We start from the raw sequence: 17,671 nt of genomic DNA on the forward strand, positions 1-17,671 counted from the left end.
CTCGCGACAATCCGTGCTCAAATCAGAGTTGGGAGTGAGGCCGGGGTCAAAGCCGGTGGGAATGCAGCAGTCAACACATCTGGGAGGATAACGACATGAAGAAACTGTTCGTTCTGGGCGCTCTGGCGGCAATGCTCGCTTCGGGCACGGCGCTGGCCGACACCAGTGGCAAGAAGATTGCTTTTTCCAACAATTATGCCGGCAATTCCTGGCGACAGGCGATGCTCGACAGCTATGGCATCGTCACCAAGAAGGCGGTCGCCGACAAGGTGGTCGGCGCGGCCGACATCTTCACCACCGCCGACAAGGAGGTGCCGACGCAAGCGGCGCAGGTGCAGAACTTGATCCTGCAGGGCTATGACGCGATCGTCATCAACGCTGCCTCGCCGGATGCGCTCAACGGCGCCATCAAGCAGGCCTGCGATGCCGGCATCACCGTCGTCTCCTTCGACGGCACCGTGACCGAACCTTGCGCCTACCGCGTCGTCGTCGACTTCAAGGACATGGGCAAGCAGGAAGTCGAGCAGATGGCCAAGTTCCAGCCCAAGGGCGGCAATCTGCTTGAAATCCGCGGCCTTGCCGGCACCTCGATCGATGATGCCATCCATGCCGGCATCCTCGAAGGCGTCGCCGCCCATCCCGAGTTCAAGATCGTCGGTTCGGTGACCGGCGACTGGGACCAGACGACGGCGCAGAAGGCGGTGGCGACCATCCTGCCGTCGCTGCCCGACATCGTCGGCGTCGTCGATCAGGGCGGCGACGGTTACGGCGCCGCACAGGCCTTCGCCGCCGCTGGCAAGCCGCGCCCGACCATCATCATGGGCAACCGCCAGGACGAGTTGCAGTGGTGGAAGGAGCAGAAGGACAAGGACGGCTACCAGACCTGGTCGGCGTCGATCGCGCCCGGCGTGTCATCGCTCGCCTTCTGGGTGGCGCAGCAGGTGCTCGACGGCCGCACCGATATTCCGCACGACCTGCTGGTGCCGTATCTGGCCTTCACGCAGGACGATTTCGAGGCCGAGCTGCCAAAGATCCCCAAGGGCGGCGTCGCCAGCCACGAATACACGCAGGAAGACGCGATCGCGGCCATCAAAGCCAACATCAAGTGAATGTCGGCCAAGCGTTGCCGTCCGTATCGCCAAGCGAGTATCGTTGAGCATGCCCAGGGGTAACGCTGACATCATCAGACTGAACGGCGCCGAAAAGCATTTCGGCGCCGTTCGCGCGCTGGGTGGCGTGGATTTTCACGTCGGACCCGGCGAATGCGTCGGGCTCGTCGGCCACAATGGCGCCGGCAAATCGACGCTGATGCACATGGTGGCGGGCACGCTGGTGCCCGACAGCGGGCAGATCGGCGTGCATGGCGACATCGAGGACAACTACTCGGTGTCGCGCGCGCAGCAGCTCGGCATACGCTGCGTCTTCCAGGAGCTGTCGCTGTGCCCCAATCTCAATGTCGCCGAGAACACACGCATCAACCACGCTTCGCTGCGTGGCTTCGGCTGGCGGCGCAAGGCGGCCGAGCTGATCGCCGCCAAGCTCGACGAGATCTTTCCGGGCCACAGCATCTCGGCGTCGGACATTGTCGGCGACCTGTCGATCGGCCGTCGCCAGATGGTCGAAGTGGCGCGCGCCTTCACCGTCACGCAGGATCGTCTCGACCTCGTCATCCTCGACGAGCCGACATCGTCGCTCGACGCGCATACGGCGGGCCAGTTGCTGGCCTTCGTGCGCCGCTTCGTCGCCGGCGGCAAAAGCTGCATCCTGATCTCGCATGTGCTGGGCGAGGTGCTGCGCAACGCCGACCGCATCGTGGTGATGCGCGACGGCAAGGTGGTTGTCGCCGACGCCGCCACCGCCTTCGACCGTAACCGGCTGGTGACGGCGATGGGCGGCGCGGAAGCGCGCCAGAAGATCGCGGCGCAAATCGCTGCCGCCAAGCCCGCCGCCAGTCCGCTGAGGGTCCGGGCGCGGCCCGCCGCGCAGAAGGACGGCACCGACCTCGTCGCCTGCGCCGGCGAGATCATCGGCCTTGCCGGCCTGGCCGGACATGGCCAGACAGACCTGCTGCTGGCGATCTTTAGCGGGGCATCGCGCGCCCGGGCCGGCATCGAGGTGACCGCACCGGTGGCGCTGGTCGCCGGCGACCGCCAGTCGGACGGCATCTTTCCGCAATGGTCGATTGCTGAGAACATCGGCATCCGCTCGCTGGCGCGGCTGCGCAGCGGGCTGCTGATCTCGCCGCAGCGCGAGGCCGAGCTTGCTGCATTTTGGCAGAAGAAGATCGGCATCCGTACGCCTGACATGAACAACAACATTTTCTCGCTATCGGGCGGCAACCAGCAGAAGGCGCTGTTTGCGCGTGCGCTCGGCTCGGATGCACAGATCGTGCTGATGGACGACCCGATGCGCGGCGTCGACATCGGCACCAAGCTGGAGGTCTACGACCTCGTGCGCGAGGAGGCTGCCCGAGGCCGTACCTTCCTCTGGTACACCACGGAAACCGAAGAGCTCGACAATTGCGACCACATCTATGTCTTCAAGAACGGCCGCATCGTCGCCAATCTGCGTCGCGACGAGTTGACCGAAGAGAAGATCATCCAGTCCTCCTTCGGCGATGCGGCCTGAGATGACGGCCGCCAGCCTCGACACCGCTGCCAGGACTTCCGCCGAGCGTGGCGCGCTGGCCCGCGCGCGCCTGCTGCGCGGGCTGCTGCCGGCGCTGTCGCTGGCGCTGGTGCTGCTCGCCATCGCCTGGCTCAACCCGCGCGCCATCAGCTATTTCGGCTTCAGCCTGATGCTCAACCTGGCGATCCCGATCGCGCTGGCGACGATCGCGCAGATGTTCGTCATTGCCGGAAACGAGCTCGACCTGTCGATCGGCACTTTCGTCGGCTTCGTCGGCTGCGTCACCGCGACCTGGCTGAAGGACGCTCCGCTGATCGGCGTCGCCATCCTGCTCGGCTCGATCGGCATCTATGCGCTGCTCGGGGCGCTGATCCATCTGCGCAATTTGCCGTCGATCGTGGTGACGCTCGGCATGAGCTTCGTCTGGCAGGGGCTGGCCATTCTCGTGCTGCCCAAGCCGGGCGGCAAGGCGCCGGACTGGCTGCTCGGGCTGATGGCGTTCAAGCCGCCTTTTGTGCCGTTCCCGATCATTGCGGCGCTGCTGATCGGCCTCATCGTCCATTTCGGCCTTATGCGCACCTCCTACGGCGTGATCCTGCGCGGCTCGGGCGGCAATCCGGCGGCGCTCGGTCGCGCCGGCTGGTCGCTGCTCCGAACCAAGATTGTGCTGTTTGCGCTCGCCGGCCTGTTCGGCGTGCTGTCCGGCATGGCGCTGATCGGTATCACCACCTCGGCCGACGCCAATATCGGCAATGGCTACACGTTGCTGGCGATCGCCGGCGTCATCCTCGGCGGCGGCGAATTCGTCGGCGGCCGGGTGTCGCCGATCGGTGCGGTGATCGGCGCGCTGACGCTGGCGCTGGCCGCCTCGCCGCTGCTCACCTTCATGCACATCCCGCCGGACTGGCAGGTGGCCGCCAACGGCGCCATCCTGATCATCGTGCTGGCGGCGCGCGTGCTGATCAGCCGCAAGGAGAGGTGAGCGATGACATCGGTGAGATCGCTGCTTACCAAACCCTGGATCTGGTCGTTCATTGGCGCCTTGCTTGTGTGGCTGGCGACGATCGCCTTCACCGGCGGTTATGGCGGGGGTGGCATGGTGACGGCAGCCCTTTCGCTGGCGGTATTCACCGTCATTGTCGGCGTCGGCCAGATGTTCGTCATCACGCTGGGACCAGGCAATGTCGACCTGTCGCTGCCGGCCAATATCGGCCTTGCCAGCGCCGTCGCGATGAAGGTGATGGACGGCAACGATTCCATGATCGCGGTCGGGCTTTTGGCGGCACTTGCCTGCGGGGCGGCGATCGGCGCCGCCAACTACCTGCTGATCTGGGCGCTGCGCATCCCGCCGATCATCGCCACGCTATCGGCCAGCTTCATCATCCAGTCGATCGACATCAGCTATGGCCGCGGGCTGCAGATCAAGCCGCCGCCGGGCTTCGCCGATTTCGCCAACTGGCAGGTGCTGGGCATTCCGGTGCTGGCGATCCTCACGGTATTGTTCACCGTCGGCGCGGCCATCGCGCTGCAGCGTATGATCTATGGCCGCTCGGTGCTGGCGATCGGCCAGAACATTCGCGCGGCGTGGCTGGCCGGTGTCAATGTCGGCCGCATCCGCTTCCTCACCTACACGCTGTCGGGCGCGCTCGGCGGCATCGACGGCGCGCTGCTCGCCGGCTATTTCCGCGGCGCCAATGTCGACATTGGCAACGAATACCTGCTGGCCTCGATCGCCGTCGTCGTCATCGGCGGCACGTCGGTCGCCGGCGGCAAGGCCAATGTCCCCGGCGTCTGGGGCGCGGCTTTGTTCCTGGTGCTGCTTTTGACCATGCTCAACACGTTTGGGGTGAGCGCCGGGGTGCGGTTGCTGCTGACGGGGCTGATCATTGTCGGGGTGATCACGGCGGCGGGCGGGCAGAAGGCGCTGCGGTAGCCTCCGCCTTCGTCGTCCCAGACACCTTCAAGGCCTGTAATCATTGTGCCAGGCCGACATCCGGTTCCCTTCGACGTTATGGCGCTGTAAATCCCGTTCGCGTGGCCACGGCCGCTGAATAATGCTGGGAGGTTTGCGTGTCCGATTTTGTGAAGGTCAGCCGCGACGGCGACGTTGCCGTCGTCACCATCGACAATCCGCCGGTCAACGCGCTGAGCTTCCATGTCCGCGAACCGCTGATGCAGGCGCTGGTCGAATTGCGCGACGATGCGTCGGTTGCCGCCATCGTCATTGCATGCGCCGGCCGGACCTTTGTCGCCGGCGCCGACATCACCGAGTTCGGCAAGCCGATGCAGCAGCCCGAACTGCGCGCCATCGTGGCGACGCTGGAAACCATCGCCAAGCCGACGGTCGCAGCCATCCACGGCACCGCGCTCGGTGGCGGGCTGGAGCTGGCGCTGGGCTGCCATTTCCGTGTTGCCGATGCCGGCGCCAAGCTCGGCCTGCCGGAAGTCAAACTCGGCCTGCTGCCGGGTGGCGGTGGCACGGTACGGCTGCCGCGCCTTGTCGGCGCGGTGAAGGCGTTGAAGATGATCGTCTCAGGTGCGCCGATCGGCGCGACCGAGGCGCACGCCGCCGGTCTCGTCGATGCCGTCTTCGAAGGCGATCTGACCACGCATGCCGTGAACTTCGCTGGGGAAATCGCCCGCAAGGGTGGTCCCTTCACGCCGGTGCGTGATCGCAATGAAGGACTCAAGCAGGCCGACCTCGCGGCGTTCGACGTCGAGGCTGCGGATCTTGCCAGGAAAGCGCGCGGGCTCGAGGCACCGATCGCTTGTGCGCAGTCGGTGCGCAATGCCGTCACGCTGCCCTTCGATGCGGCGCTGGCGGCGGAGCGTGCGCTGTTCGTCAAGCTGGTCGCCAGCGACCAGTCGCGGGCGCAGCGCCATCTGTTCTTCGCCGAACGTGAGGCGGCAAAGCTTCCAGGAAAAGACATCGTCAAGCGCAGGATCGCTCGCGTCGGCGTCATCGGCGCCGGCACGATGGGCGGCGGCATCGCCATGGCCTTCGCCAATGGCGGCTATTCCGTGATTTTGCTGGAAACCAGCCACGAGGCCCTGCAACGCGGCTTGGCGACCATCGACAGGAACTACTCGGTGTCCGTCACGCGCGGTTCGCTCAGCGAGGACGCCAAGCGGCAACGGCTCGCCCAGTTCAAGGGCTCCACCGACTATGTCGATCTCGCCGATTGCGACCTGATCGTCGAGGCGGTGTTCGAGGACATGGCGGTCAAGAAGGAAGTGTTCGGCAAGCTCGAAGCCGTGGCCAAGCCCGGCGCGATCCTCGCCACCAACACCTCCTATCTCGACATCAACGAAATCGCCGGCTCGACCTCGCGGCCGCAGGATGTGCTCGGCCTGCATTTCTTTTCGCCGGCCAATGTCATGAAGCTCTTGGAGATCGTGCGCGCCGAGAAGACCGCGCCCGATGCGCTGGCGACATCAGTCGACCTGGCGAGGCGGATCGGCAAGGTGGCCGTCGTGGTCGGCGTCTGCCACGGCTTCGTCGGCAACCGCATGCTTGCCGCGCGGGGCTCGGAATCGGAAGCGCTTCTTCTGGAAGGCGCAACGCCCAGCCAGATCGACCAGGTGTTCACCGATTTCGGCTGGCCGATGGGGCCGTTCCAGATGGGCGATCTCGCCGGCCTCGACATTGGCTGGCGCAACCGCAAGGCACGCGGCCAGAAAGCCGTGATCGCCGACACGCTGTGCGAACAAGGACGTTTCGGCCAGAAGACCGGCCGGGGTTTTTACCTCTATGAGGCTGGCGCGCGCACGCCAGTGCCGGATCCCGAGGTTGAAGCGCTGATCCGCGACAAGGCCGCCGAGAACGGTATCGCACCGCGTGCGATCAGTGCGGAGGAAATCGTAGAGCGCACGCTTTACCCCCTGATCAACGAGGGCGCCAAGATCCTGGAGGAAGGCATAGCGGCCCGTGCGTCCGACATCGATGTCGTCTGGGTCAATGGCTACGGCTTTCCCATCGGCAAGGGCGGACCGATGTTCTGGGTTGGCCTTGAAGGTCCGGCCAGGATCATCGAGCGGCTCGAATACTGGCATCAACGGACGGGCAAGGATGTGTTCAAGCCGGCGCCGTTGCTGAAGCGGATGGCCGAGACCGGGTCCTGGGAAGCCGGCGGTTAGAGAGCCTACCGGATCCGTGCATCGATGATCTCGACGAAGCGCGCGAACAGGCCGGCCTGCGACTTGATCTTGAGCTTGCGGTAGATGTTGCGGCGATGGACCTTCACGGTTCCCGGCACGATGCGCATGGCGCGGGCGATCGACTCCGTCGAATGCCCCTGCAACACCAGGTCGACGACATGCTTTTCGCGCGGCGTCAGCGACAGGCTCTGCCAGATATGGGCGCGGTCGAACTCGTTGACCATAGCGGCCGTCTCGTCCTGCTTCGCTTCCGCCGTTTCGTCGGCCGGAAGAGCAGGCCAGCGCAACCTGATGAAGCTGATCACCGCGGGAGCCATGTCGCGCAGCAATCTGGCATCGGCGGTGCCGAAAGGGCCTGAAGCGCGCAGCCGCATCAGCGACAACACCAGCGCATCCTTGCCCGGCAGCGGCACGAAGAAGCCGACTTCCTCGGCCAGCCTGGTCTGGCTGTAATAGGAGCGGAAATACTCGCTGGCATAGAAACGGTCCGGCGCCAGCTCGCGCATGCGCCAGAACCCTTCCTTGCGCTCGACCGCAGCGTGATGGAACGGATCGAGCAGATACGGCCCTTCCTGATAGAGCGCGACGAACACATGGCTCTCGGTGGGCGAGAAGGTCTCGAACAGCAGCGGCGGGCGCGAGGCGCCGCGATAGCCGAAGATCACGCAGTGGTCGAATCTAACGTGCTGCCGCAGCCACTCGACCAGCGCCTGGCCAAAGAGATCGCCGCTGGTCTCCCGCGTCGTCGCGAGGAGCGTGGCGAGCCGGCCGTATTCGTCGCTGCGGGACAATGCTACCCCCTTAAACGAGAAAATAGACCAGATATACCACCTGAGAGGTATATACTAGCCGCCATTGGCTCTGGTAGCGTTCCGATATTGCCCTGTTGCTGGAGCCATCAGCCTTGACCGCAGTGCCCGACATCGAGTTTCGCGGCGTCACCAAGCGCTATGGCGCGGTGACCGCGGTCAGCGGCATCGATCTCGCTGTCCCGCCCTCCGCCTTTGTCGCGCTGCTCGGTCCCTCCGGCTGCGGCAAGACCACCTGCCTGCGCATGATCGGTGGCTTCGAACAGCCGAGCGAAGGCCAGGTGTTCATTCGCGGCCAGGACATGGCCGGCACGCCGCCCTACCGGCGGCCGGTCAACATGGTGTTCCAGCAATACGCGCTGTTTCCGCATCTCGATGTCGAGGACAATGTCGCCTATGGGCTGCGCCAGGCGCGGCCAAGGCTGTCTTCGCGCGAGATCGCCTCGAGGGCGGGCGAGGCGCTCGAAATGGTGCGGCTCGCCGGCTATGGCCGCCGCAAGATCCACGAACTGTCGGGCGGCCAGCAGCAGCGTGTGGCGCTTGCCCGCGCCCTGGTCAACAAGCCGGCGGTGCTCTTGCTCGATGAGCCGCTGGCGGCGCTCGACAAGAAGCTGCGCACCGACATGCAGATCGAGCTGCAGAACCTGCAGCGCGAGATCGGCATCACCTTCGTGCTGGTCACGCACGACCAGGAGGAAGCGCTGTCGATGAGCGATTTCGTCTGCGTCATGAATGGCGGTCGCATCGTCCAGCTCGGGCAGCCGAGCGAGATCTATGACGAACCGGCCGACCTGTTTGTTGCCGATTTCGTCGGCAAGACCAATCTCTTGAGCGGTACTGTCGCCGGGCATTCGGGCGATCTGGTGGAGGTGGCGCTTGCCGACGGCACCGTCATTGCGGCGCGCAAACGGACCGCTTTGCAGCAGGGCGAGGTCGTTTCGGTCAGCCTGCGTCCTGAATCGCTCAGTCTCGGCGCCCAGGCAAGCGGCCCATTCAAGGGCATCGTCCGCAACCGGATATTCCTGGGCTCGACGGCGGAATACGCGATCGAGGTCAAGGGCATCGGAACGCTGCTGGCCAAAGCCGATCACCTGATCGGTCACGGCAATCTCTTCAAGCCGGGTGAACCCGTCGCCATCGGCTTTGCCTCCGGAACGCCGCTGGCGTTTGCGGAGACCAAGAACAACGGGGCCAACCAGAGGGTAGATAAACATGTCGAAATCATATCGTGACGGACTGCCGATAAGCCCCGAGAATTTCGTCGACCAGCTGATGCGTTTGAAGCGCGGCTCGATCGGCCGCCGCGACTTCCTCGGCCTCACTGGCCTTGGCATTGCCACGGCGGTGATGGCGCGCGAGATCGGCATCATGCCGACACCGGCCTTTGCCGCGGAAAGCCTTGGCGATCGCATGTCGATCGCCACCTGGCCGAACTATCATGACCCGGCGACCTTCGAGAACTTCAAGAAGGACACCGGCGTCGCCGTCGAGGTCAACGTGTTCGGCTCCAATGAGGAGATGCTGGCCAAGCTGCAGGCCGGCGCCTCGGGCTGGAGCCTGTTCGTGCCGACCAATTACACGATCTCGACCTACAAGAAGCTCGGCATCATCGAGCCGCTGGAAATGGCGAAGCTGCCGAATTTCGACGGCTCGCAAGAGGATCCGCGCTTCACTGGGGAAGGTACGATCGATGGGACGATCTACGCCGTGCCGAAGAACTGGGGCACCACCGGCTTTGCCGTCAACACCAAGAAGCTGACCAAGCCGATGACGAGCTGGAAGGAGTTCTGGGACACCGCCATGGCCGAAGGCGACAGCCGCACCATGGTGCATGACTACCAGCTGACCACGATCGGCAATGCGCTGAAATATTACGGCTACTCGTTCAATTCGCTCAAGCAGGACGAACTGGCCAAGGCGGAGGAACTGCTGCTGAAGGTCAAGCCGCATCTGTTCGCGGTCTCCTCCGACTACCAGCCGGGGATGCGCGCCGGCGACGCGTGGATGACCATGTGCTGGACGAATGACGGCGCGCAGCTGCATCGCGACATTCCCGAGATCGCCTATGTGCTGGGCAAGGAAGGCGGCGAGATCTGGACCGATTTCTATGCCATTCCGAAAGACGCGCCGAACAAGCCCGCCGGTTGCGCGCTGCTCAACTACCTGATGAATCCGCAGGTGGCGGTGAAGGAGCATTTGGCCAATGGTGCGCCGTCGACCGATGCGCGCGTCAACAAGCTGCTGCCCAAGGAGGTGCTCGACAACCCGATCCTCTATCCGGCAGCCGACCTGTTGACGCCGCTGGAATTCGGCGCGGCGGCAACGTTGACCGACCCCGGCCGTGCCGAACTGATGGCGCGCTTCAAGTCGGCCTGAGCCAGGCGGCCTCAAATTCGACTCAGATAATTTGACCGGCGGGTTTATGCCCGCCGGCACCGGGGCAATCTTTCCATGCACGGCAGCCGTCTTCGCAGGAATTTTCTGACCGCCATGCTGCTCGGTCCGGCGACCGCGTGGCTGGTGGTGTTCCTGGTGCTGCCGTTCATCGCCATCGCCGTGTTCAGCGTCGGCGAACGCGCACCGGAAGGCGGCTATCAGGCCGCCTTTACGCTGGCGCAATATGCCAATCTTCCGGCGCGGGCGACCGCCTTCTGGAACACCATGGTGCTGGCGCCGGTGGGAGCGCTCGCCTGCCTGCTCGTCGCTTATCCCGTTGCCTACTATCTCGCCTTGCGCGCGCCGCAGCGCTGGCGGCTGATCCTGCTGGCGCTGGTCGTCATTCCGTTCTGGACCAGCCTGCTGATGCGGACCTATGCCTGGATGTACATTCTGGGCGGGCGCGGCATTCCGGCGCTGCTCGCCTTTGTCGGCATCGAGGATGTCAGGCTGATCAACACGCCGGGCGCGGTGCTGCTCGGCATCGTCTATGGCTACCTGCCGCTGATGATCCTGCCGATCTATGTCAGCCTCGAACGGCTTGACCGCAGGCTGCTGGAAGCCTCCGCCGATCTCGGCGCCACGCCATTATCGACTTTCCTGGGCGTGACCCTGAAACTGTCGTTGCCGGGCGTCATGACCGGCTTCTCGCTGGTCATGATCCTGCTGCTCGGCGAATATCTGATCCCGACGCTGCTTGGCGGCGGCAAGGTGTTCTTCATCGGCAATGCGCTGGTCGACCTGTTCCTGCAATCGCGCAACTGGCCGTTCGGATCGGCCATCGCCATCACGCTGGTGCTGGTCTCGGTGGTGGTGCTGATTGCCGCCAACCGCATCTCGACCCGGGTTTCGGGCGCGCGCCGGGTGGATCTGATCTGATGCGGGCTTTCGTCATTGCCGTGTTCGCTTTCCTCTATCTGCCGATCGCGCTGGTGGTGCTGTTCTCCTTCAACGCCGGCCACCATGCCAGCGAGTTCACCGGCTTTTCGGTGCAATGGTACGGCAAGGCACTGGCGAACCCGTTCCTGGTCGAAGCGCTGAAGAACAGCCTGTTCATCGCCACCACCAGCGCCTTGCTGGCGGCGCTGTGCGGCACCGCGGCGGCACTCGGCCTGGCGCGCGTCGGCGTGCGGACCCGCGCGGTCTTCGACGCACTTCTGGGCGCCGCGATCGTCGTTCCGGGCGTCGTCATCGGCATTTCGACTCTGGTCGCGCTCGTCCAATTGTTCACCGTCGTCAATCCGTTCCTCGCCTCGATCTGGCCGGACGATCAGCCGCCGCGGCTGGCGCTCGGCTACGGTTCGATTATCGCGGCGCACGGGCTGTTCTCGATGGCGCTGGTGACGATGATCGTCGGCACGCGGCTCGGCAGCCTCGACCGCAATCTGGTCGAGGCGTCGAGCGATCTCTACGCGACGCCGTTGACGACGTTCCGCTCGATCGTGCTGCCGCAGATCATGCCGGCGGTCGTTGCCGGCTTCCTGCTCGCCTTCACCTTCTCCTTCGACGATTTCGTCATCGCCTTCTTCGTCGCCGGCGCGCAGACGACGCTGCCGATCTATGTCTTCGCGTCGATCCGGCGCGGCGTGACGCCGGAGATCAACGCCATCGCGACAATCGTGCTCGTCGCTTCCGTGCTGCTCGTGGTGCTTGCCCAATGGCAGTTGCGCCAGCGCAAGCCGTCGAACTGAAAGCCGCATCATGATCCTCAAAGACCGCATCGCCGTGGTGACAGGCGCCGGCTCCGGCATCGGGCGCGCCGGCGCCATGATCATGGGCAGGGAAGGCGCGGTGGTCGTCATCGCCGACAGGGACCAGGCCGCCGGCGAAGCAACGGCTTCGGACATTCGGGCAGCGGGTGGACGGGCCGAGGCGATCAAGACCGATGTCGCTGATGATGCGGCGGTCGAACAGCTCATTGCCGGCACGCTCGACAGGCATGGGCGCATCGACATCCTGCACAATCACGCCGGCATCCAGGTCGGCGGCACGCTGACCGAAGTGGAGGTCGGCGGCATGGATGCCTCGTGGCGGGTCAATGTGCGGGCGCAGTTCCTGGCGGCCAGGATCGTCATGCCATCGATGATCGCACGAGGCGGCGGCGTCATCCTCAACACCGCCTCCAATTCGGGCGTGTTCTACGACCGCGAGATGATCGCCTACGCAACCTCCAAACATGCGGTGGTGGCGATGACACGGCAGATGTCGCTCGACTATGCCCGTCATAATGTCCGCATCAACGCGCTCTGTCCGGGCTGGGTCGACACGCCGTTCAACGAACCGTTCATCGCCCAGATGGGCGGACGCGGGGCGATCGAAACCTATGTCCGCACCAAGATCCCGATGGGCCGCTGGGCCAGCGCCGATGAGATCGCCGAAGCGATCCTGTTCCTTGTCTCCGACCGTTCATCCTTCATGACCGGCCAGGCGCTGGTAATCGACGGCGGTGAAAGTATCGGCTGAGCCTTTTGCTTTCGCTATCAACTCCCCTGTTTTCAAAGCTTGTCCGATATACCACGCAAAGACTTTCACCCATGCCGCTGCTTGCCGGCAGGACTATAGTCCTGCCGGCATGGGACTTCAGTGCCATGGCCGTCCAAGAGCGTGAATTTGTGTTTGATATCAGTCGGTTAAGTTTCTGGCCGGGTGCCAGATCGCGTATTGAGACAGCATTTGTCTAAAGTTTACTCTGCACTATTAGCAATTCCTCATAGGACGGTCGCTTAGCGGTCGGGCCAGGGCGACGATTCCCGAGGAGATTACCATGACAAACCGGAAAACTCTGCTGGCGGCGCTTGCTGCATTGGCGCTCCTGGCATCTCCGGCGCTCGCCGGCAATGGGCACGGCGGTGGCGGTGGCAATGCCGGAGGCAACGGGCACGGCAACGGCGGTAGCAATGGCAACGGCGGCAATGGCAAGAGCGGCGCTTCGCACGGCAAGTCGTCGTCGGCCCCCGGCCAGGTGGCCAAAGCGGACGACACCACGGTCGACAAGACCACCAAGGTCTCGTCCGTGCCCAAAGGCAAGAACATCCACGCCAAGCTTGGCCGGGTGAGCTCGCTGAAGCGCAACATCAATGCCTATATGAACTCGAAGAGCAAGAAATTCGCCGCCCTTCAGGCATTCGTGACGCAGTCCGCCAAAGCCAAGGTCGCTCAGGCCGCCGCCGACGCAGCACAGGCTAAGCTGGATGCGCTGACGTCCCTGACACCCGATCAGATTGCCGCGATGTCGCCCGAAGATCAGGCGGCCCTGCCTGGGAAGATAGCTGCTCTGCAGGCCGAGGTCGCTGCCGACAACGCTGCTGCTGCTGCGGCCGCGGTCGGCACCGATGATGCATCGCTCGACGCGGCATTGGCGGATATGGCCAACAAGCCCGTCGACGCTGCGGTCACGTCCTGGGCTCAAGACGTCCTTGCCGGCAAGATCGACCAGACGGCTGCCGCGATGCAGACGGAAACGACGCCGTAACGAACCGCCGCCGAAACGGTAGTGGTCAGTCAAAGGCAATGCCGCCGGGTTTCACTCGGCGGCATTGCCTTTTCCCGCTCATGGTCGGGCTGGCTATCCAGGGATAGCCACCGAGCTGGCGTCCAGGGATAGCCAGGCTCGAAACACTCAGACATGCTTGCGGCCGCCGGTCTCGCGAAACCAGCTGTCGGGGTAGGGGTACCACCAGTCCTGGATCGCAGGCTTGTGGTCAATGATCACCATCTTGGAGCGGCGGAAAGCGTCGAGGCCCTGGCGTCCGAGTTCGCGGCCGAGGCCGGAGGCCTTCCAGCCGCCGAACGGCAGGGCGTCATTGTCGATCAGCGGGTTGTTGACCCAGACCATGCCGGCTTCGAGCCGTTCCGCCGCCTCGTGGGCTTCGGCCAGATCCGATGTGAACACCGAAGCGCCGAGCCCGAACGGGCTGTCATTGGCAAGCCGGATCGCCTCGTCGAAATCCCTGACCCGGGAGATGGCGGCGACGGGTCCAAAACACTCTTCGCGCACGATCGCCATATCAGGGGTGACGCCGGTCAGGATCGTCGGTTCGTAGAACCAGCCGACATTGTACGCAGGCGGGATACGCCCGCCGGTGACTGCGACGGCGCCATGAGCGATCGCATCGTCGACAAGGCGCATGACTTTGGTCCGCGCGCTTTCGCTGACCAGCGGGCCGATCTCGGTCTTGTCCATGCCGTTGCCGATGCGCAGCGCCCGCGTCCTTTCGGCGAACAGCGCGACGAAGCGGTCGTGCACGGAATCGACGACGAAGAAGCGCTCGGCCGAAGTGCAGACCTGGCCGGTGAGGTGGAAGGCGGCGGTGACGCTGCCGGCCGCCGCGATCTCGAGCGGCGCGTGCTCGCTTATGATCAGCGGGTCGCTGCCGCCGGCCTCGATGACGCACGGCTTCATGCGTTCGGCGCAGGCCACCGCCACCGCCTTGCCTGCGGCGACCGAGCCGGTGAAGGCAACGGCATGGGTGCGGTCGGAGGCGATCAGCGCCTGCGCTGTGGCCGCTCCGCCGGGCAGGCAGGAGACCAGCCCCTCTGGCAGCGAGCGGAACACGGTCATATAGTCCAGCGTCGAGAGCGTCGTCGCCTCGGCCGGCTTGATGATGCAGGCATTGCCGGCGGCGAGCGATGCGGCGACCGTCCAGCACATCAGCAGGATCGGGAAATTGTAGGGCATGATGTGTACGGAGACGCCGTAAGGTTCGTAGCGCGCATACTGGAACGAACCGGCCTGCGTCGTGCCGGCGATCTTGCCGGCATCGTCGCGCGCCATCTCGGCATAGTAGCGGAAGATCGGCGCGCAATTGGCGATCTCGCCGATCGCTTCGGGGTAGGGTTTGCCCATCTCGCGCACCATCAGCTCGGCGCAACGCGTGAAGTCCGCCGCCTCGATGGCGTTGGCGACGGCATGCAGATGCTTGGCCCGGCTCTTGGCATCGAGCTTCTTCCAGGCGGCCTGCGCCCTGGTTGCCGCCGTGAGCACAGCGTCGATCTCGCCGTCGCTGGCGGCGGCAATGGCGCCGACGGTTTCCAGCGTCGCCGGATCGATCACCGGTTTTGCCGCGCCGGCCATCGACCGGTAGTCCGGATTGACGAAGAAGGTTGGCCGGTCAGGAGAGAAATCCATTTTGTCCTTCTCCATTTATGGAGCCTTTTTGAGAATTCGTCCTGCCGAGGCAGATGGCGTGGCTTTCGAGAACCGGAGCGCAGCGGACATTTAGTCCGTGAGCACCGGAAGCCCAGAAAGCCGCGTCAGGTGTCCGGCAGGGCAGAATTATCGAGAAGGCTCAGCGGATCATGTAGACCTTCTTGATTGTCTCATGGACGGTGCAGACGCCCTTCCAGTCCTGCGGGAAGAACGCTGCCGTATCCGGCTCGATCTCGATGACCTCGCCGGATTCATGCACATAGGTGCAGCGCCCTTCGAGGAAGTGGCAGAACTCGTCGCGGGTGACATGGCAGTGCCATTTGCCCGGAGTGCAGACCCAAAGCCCGCATTCGGAGCGGCCTTCCGGCCCCTTGTACAGCAGCTTGCCCGAGGTATGGGATTGGCCCTCGATCATGGTCGGGATGACGCCCCAGTCGACGAGGTCGGTAATGGTAAGCGGGGATTTCATGATGGGGGTTGTCATATCGATTCCTTGGAAATGAGTGCTCAGCGGCACATGAAGGCCTTGGTCAGCGTTTGCGTGATGATGGAGATGCCGGTCCAGCCGGCGGGGAAGAATACCAGCGTGTCGGCCTCGACCGCGATCTCCTCGCCGTCGTCATGGACATAGCTGCCGCGTCCCGACAGGAAGTGGCAGAATTCGTCGGCGCCAAAGGTGACCTTGCGCGTGCCCGGCGTGCACGCCCACAGGCCGCATTCGCTCGATCCGTCCGGGTTCTGCGCCAGGACCTTGCCCGAAGCGCGCGGCGAACCGGCGAGCGTGTTGCTGCCCGCGCCCCAGTCTTCCAATTCCACGGCCGAAGCCTTCGGCCAGTGCGGTGTCGACATGTCATCAAGCTCCGTGGTCACGCCAGCATGTAGACGTTGCGCATCGTCTCATGCACGGTGCATTCGCCTCTCCAGCCGGCAGGGAACATGACCACGGTGCCGGTGGAGACTTCTATCATCTCACCGACATCCGACCGGTAGGTCGCGCGGCCGGCGACGAAATGGCACAATTCGTCGTGCGGGATACTGAGGCGCCAGCGGCCTGGCGTGCAGACCCAAATGCCGGATTCCGGCTGGTTGTTTGGCCCTTTGTGCACGAGCCTGCCGGTGGAGCGCGAAGCGCCGTCCAGGGCGTCAGGTTGGACGCCCCAGTCGACGAGGTCGGTTCGGGTGGAGGCCTGGTGGAGGTGTGGGGCGGAGGAGGTCACAGCAACCCCTCCAGCAATCCTGCCGCCTTCTCCGGGCCATTCTGCGCGTGCATCTGCGCCGATGTCTTCGCCAGCTTGGCTTTCATCGCCGGGTCGGTCAGGCAGGTCTCGATCCTGGCAACCAGCTCGGCATCGGTCCAGTCGTAGCGCGGCATGCCGAAGCCGTGGCCAGTTTCCTCGACGCGGGTGGCGTTGTCGTGGCCGTCCCAGACATAGGGCATGATGATGGCCGGTTTGCCGAAATAGAGGCACTCGGTGAACGAGTTGTTGCCGCCATGGTGGATGACGGCATCGACCTGCGGGATGACCGAGGGCTGCGGAAACCAGCTGTCGACAATGACGTTGCCGGGCACGTCCGTGTACTGGTCCTTGTAGCCGCCGACATTGACCAGAGCCCTGTAGCGCGTCTTGCCCAATGTCGCGATGATGCGCTTCAGCAGCTCGACATCGCCGGCGCCCAGGCTGCCGAAGGAGACGTAGAGCAGCGGCCCGTCATTGTTCCTGGAGAAGGTCGGCACCGTGTACGGCTTTTCGTGCCGCACGCAGCCTTCGAGATACTGGAATTTTGCCGGGTCGAGCGGATGGCGGCGCTTGAATTTTGCCGCCTCGGGGTAGAGCAGCAGGTTCAAATGGGGCGAGGCTTCGAAGAACTGGCCGACCGGATAGGGCGCCTCGTGGTTGGCGGTGAGAAAGCCGTTGAAGTCGTCATGGATCGGCTTGATCACCGCATTGAAGTGGTCGCGGTAGCGCTGGTGGCCGGCATGGTCGTTCTCGCCGCAGCCGGAGAGATGGGGCGGGATGTCCTCGTCCTCGATCTCGTTTTCCGAGCAGGAGATGACGCGCACCCACGGCTTGCCGTACTGCTTGATGGCCGGGAACAGGATGACGTTGTCGACGCAGATCACATCCGGCTTGATGGCTGAGAGAACGCGCGGCAGATCCTTCTGCGCCCATTTGGCGCTGTCGACGATCGCCGTCCAGCAATCCTTGACGTAGTTGTCGACCTGGTCGTAGGGCGATTTGCGGAAGTTCGGGATATGGCCGTTGATGAAATCTTCCCAGAATTTCGCCATCTGCTCGGGCGGCATCGGCTCCGACAGGTTCACCGGATGCGCCTCGAAGCCGTAGCCCTTGTAGACATCGACGAAGCCGGGGTCGGACAGGAACACCGCCTTGTGGCCGCGCGCTTCGACTGCCTGGGCGATGCCGACGGAATTGAGCGCCGGGCCGTAGGCGGCTTCTGGAAAAAACGCGATCGTCTTCTGCGCCATCAG

17 protein-coding genes are annotated in these 17,671 nt (G+C 64.3%); 11 read left to right on the forward strand and 6 right to left on the reverse strand.

Annotated features, from left to right (window positions below):
- Nucleotides 1–95 precede the first annotated feature (95 nt).
- The 5 genes from MESCI_RS05310 to MESCI_RS05330 all read left to right on the forward strand — a co-directional run bounded on the left by MESCI_RS05310 (nt 96) and on the right by MESCI_RS05330 (nt 6,765).
- The gene (locus tag MESCI_RS05310) at nt 96–1,109 is read left to right on the forward strand and encodes an ABC transporter substrate-binding protein (RefSeq protein ID WP_013528926.1); all 1,014 of its coding nucleotides are present in this window, start codon (nt 96–98) and stop codon (nt 1,107–1,109) included.
- A gap of 49 nt (nt 1,110–1,158) precedes the next feature.
- Nucleotides 1,159–2,628: a sugar ABC transporter ATP-binding protein gene (locus MESCI_RS05315; RefSeq protein WP_013528927.1), complete on the forward strand. Its 1,470-nt coding sequence runs from the start codon at nt 1,159–1,161 to the stop codon at nt 2,626–2,628.
- A 1-nt stretch (nt 2,629) separates the two neighbouring features.
- The gene (locus MESCI_RS05320) at nt 2,630–3,610 is read left to right on the forward strand and encodes an ABC transporter permease (RefSeq protein WP_164919854.1); all 981 of its coding nucleotides are present in this window, start codon (nt 2,630–2,632) and stop codon (nt 3,608–3,610) included.
- A 3-nt stretch (nt 3,611–3,613) separates the two neighbouring features.
- Nucleotides 3,614–4,561, forward strand: a complete 948-nt coding sequence (locus MESCI_RS05325; protein ID WP_013528929.1) for an ABC transporter permease — start codon at nt 3,614–3,616, stop codon at nt 4,559–4,561.
- A 137-nt stretch (nt 4,562–4,698) separates the two neighbouring features.
- On the forward strand, nt 4,699–6,765 hold the full coding sequence (locus tag MESCI_RS05330; protein WP_013528930.1) for a 3-hydroxyacyl-CoA dehydrogenase NAD-binding domain-containing protein: 2,067 nt from the start codon (nt 4,699–4,701) through the stop codon (nt 6,763–6,765).
- A 5-nt stretch (nt 6,766–6,770) separates the two neighbouring features.
- On the opposite strand, the gene MESCI_RS05335 is transcribed toward MESCI_RS05330, so the two are convergent.
- Complete coding sequence (locus MESCI_RS05335) at nt 6,771–7,577, reverse strand: helix-turn-helix transcriptional regulator (protein ID WP_013528931.1); 807 nt, start codon at nt 7,575–7,577, stop codon at nt 6,771–6,773.
- 113 nt (nt 7,578–7,690) lie between these two features.
- Between MESCI_RS05335 and MESCI_RS05340 the strand changes: the two genes are divergently transcribed.
- The 6 genes from MESCI_RS05340 (at nt 7,691) to MESCI_RS05365 (ending at nt 13,503) form a co-directional block, all read left to right on the forward strand.
- The gene (locus MESCI_RS05340) at nt 7,691–8,827 is read left to right on the forward strand and encodes an ABC transporter ATP-binding protein (RefSeq protein ID WP_013528932.1); all 1,137 of its coding nucleotides are present in this window, start codon (nt 7,691–7,693) and stop codon (nt 8,825–8,827) included.
- A complete protein-coding gene (locus MESCI_RS05345; protein ID WP_013528933.1) occupies nt 8,808–9,971 on the forward strand; it encodes an ABC transporter substrate-binding protein in 1,164 nt (387 codons plus the stop codon). Before MESCI_RS05340 ends, MESCI_RS05345 begins: the two co-directional genes overlap by 20 nt.
- Before the next feature lie 75 nt (nt 9,972–10,046).
- A complete protein-coding gene (locus tag MESCI_RS05350) occupies nt 10,047–10,910 on the forward strand; it encodes an ABC transporter permease (protein ID WP_013528934.1) in 864 nt (287 codons plus the stop codon).
- Nucleotides 10,910–11,722: an ABC transporter permease gene (locus MESCI_RS05355; RefSeq protein WP_013528935.1), complete on the forward strand. Its 813-nt coding sequence runs from the start codon at nt 10,910–10,912 to the stop codon at nt 11,720–11,722. The genes MESCI_RS05350 and MESCI_RS05355 overlap by 1 nt, the downstream gene beginning before the upstream one ends.
- Before the next feature lie 10 nt (nt 11,723–11,732).
- Entirely contained in the window at nt 11,733–12,494 is a 762-nt protein-coding gene (locus tag MESCI_RS05360; protein ID WP_013528936.1) for an SDR family NAD(P)-dependent oxidoreductase, read from the forward strand.
- Nucleotides 12,495–12,795: 301 nt separating this feature from the next.
- Nucleotides 12,796–13,503 carry a hypothetical protein gene (locus tag MESCI_RS05365; RefSeq protein ID WP_013528937.1) on the forward strand — a complete coding sequence of 236 codons (708 nt, stop codon included), beginning with the start codon at nt 12,796–12,798 and terminating at the stop codon, nt 13,501–13,503.
- 147 nt (nt 13,504–13,650) lie between these two features.
- On the opposite strand, the gene MESCI_RS05370 is transcribed toward MESCI_RS05365, so the two are convergent.
- The 5 genes from MESCI_RS05370 to MESCI_RS05390 form a co-directional block, all read right to left on the reverse strand.
- The gene (locus MESCI_RS05370; RefSeq protein ID WP_013528938.1) at nt 13,651–15,159 is read right to left on the reverse strand and encodes an aldehyde dehydrogenase family protein; all 1,509 of its coding nucleotides are present in this window, start codon (nt 15,157–15,159) and stop codon (nt 13,651–13,653) included.
- A gap of 160 nt (nt 15,160–15,319) precedes the next feature.
- A complete protein-coding gene (locus MESCI_RS05375; RefSeq protein WP_013528939.1) occupies nt 15,320–15,664 on the reverse strand; it encodes a cupin domain-containing protein in 345 nt (114 codons plus the stop codon).
- Between the two features lie 23 nt (nt 15,665–15,687).
- Complete coding sequence (locus MESCI_RS05380) at nt 15,688–16,029, reverse strand: cupin domain-containing protein (RefSeq protein WP_013528940.1); 342 nt, start codon at nt 16,027–16,029, stop codon at nt 15,688–15,690.
- A 17-nt stretch (nt 16,030–16,046) separates the two neighbouring features.
- Entirely contained in the window at nt 16,047–16,397 is a 351-nt protein-coding gene (locus MESCI_RS05385) for a cupin domain-containing protein (protein WP_013528941.1), read from the reverse strand.
- Nucleotides 16,394–17,668 carry a glycosyltransferase gene (locus MESCI_RS05390; protein WP_013528942.1) on the reverse strand — a complete coding sequence of 425 codons (1,275 nt, stop codon included), beginning with the start codon at nt 17,666–17,668 and terminating at the stop codon, nt 16,394–16,396. The genes MESCI_RS05385 and MESCI_RS05390 overlap by 4 nt, the downstream gene beginning before the upstream one ends.
- Between the last annotated feature and the right edge of the window lie 3 nt (nt 17,669–17,671).

It is taken from the genome of Mesorhizobium ciceri biovar biserrulae WSM1271 (assembly GCF_000185905.1).
Taxonomy (GTDB): Bacteria; Pseudomonadota; Alphaproteobacteria; order Rhizobiales; family Rhizobiaceae; genus Mesorhizobium; species Mesorhizobium ciceri.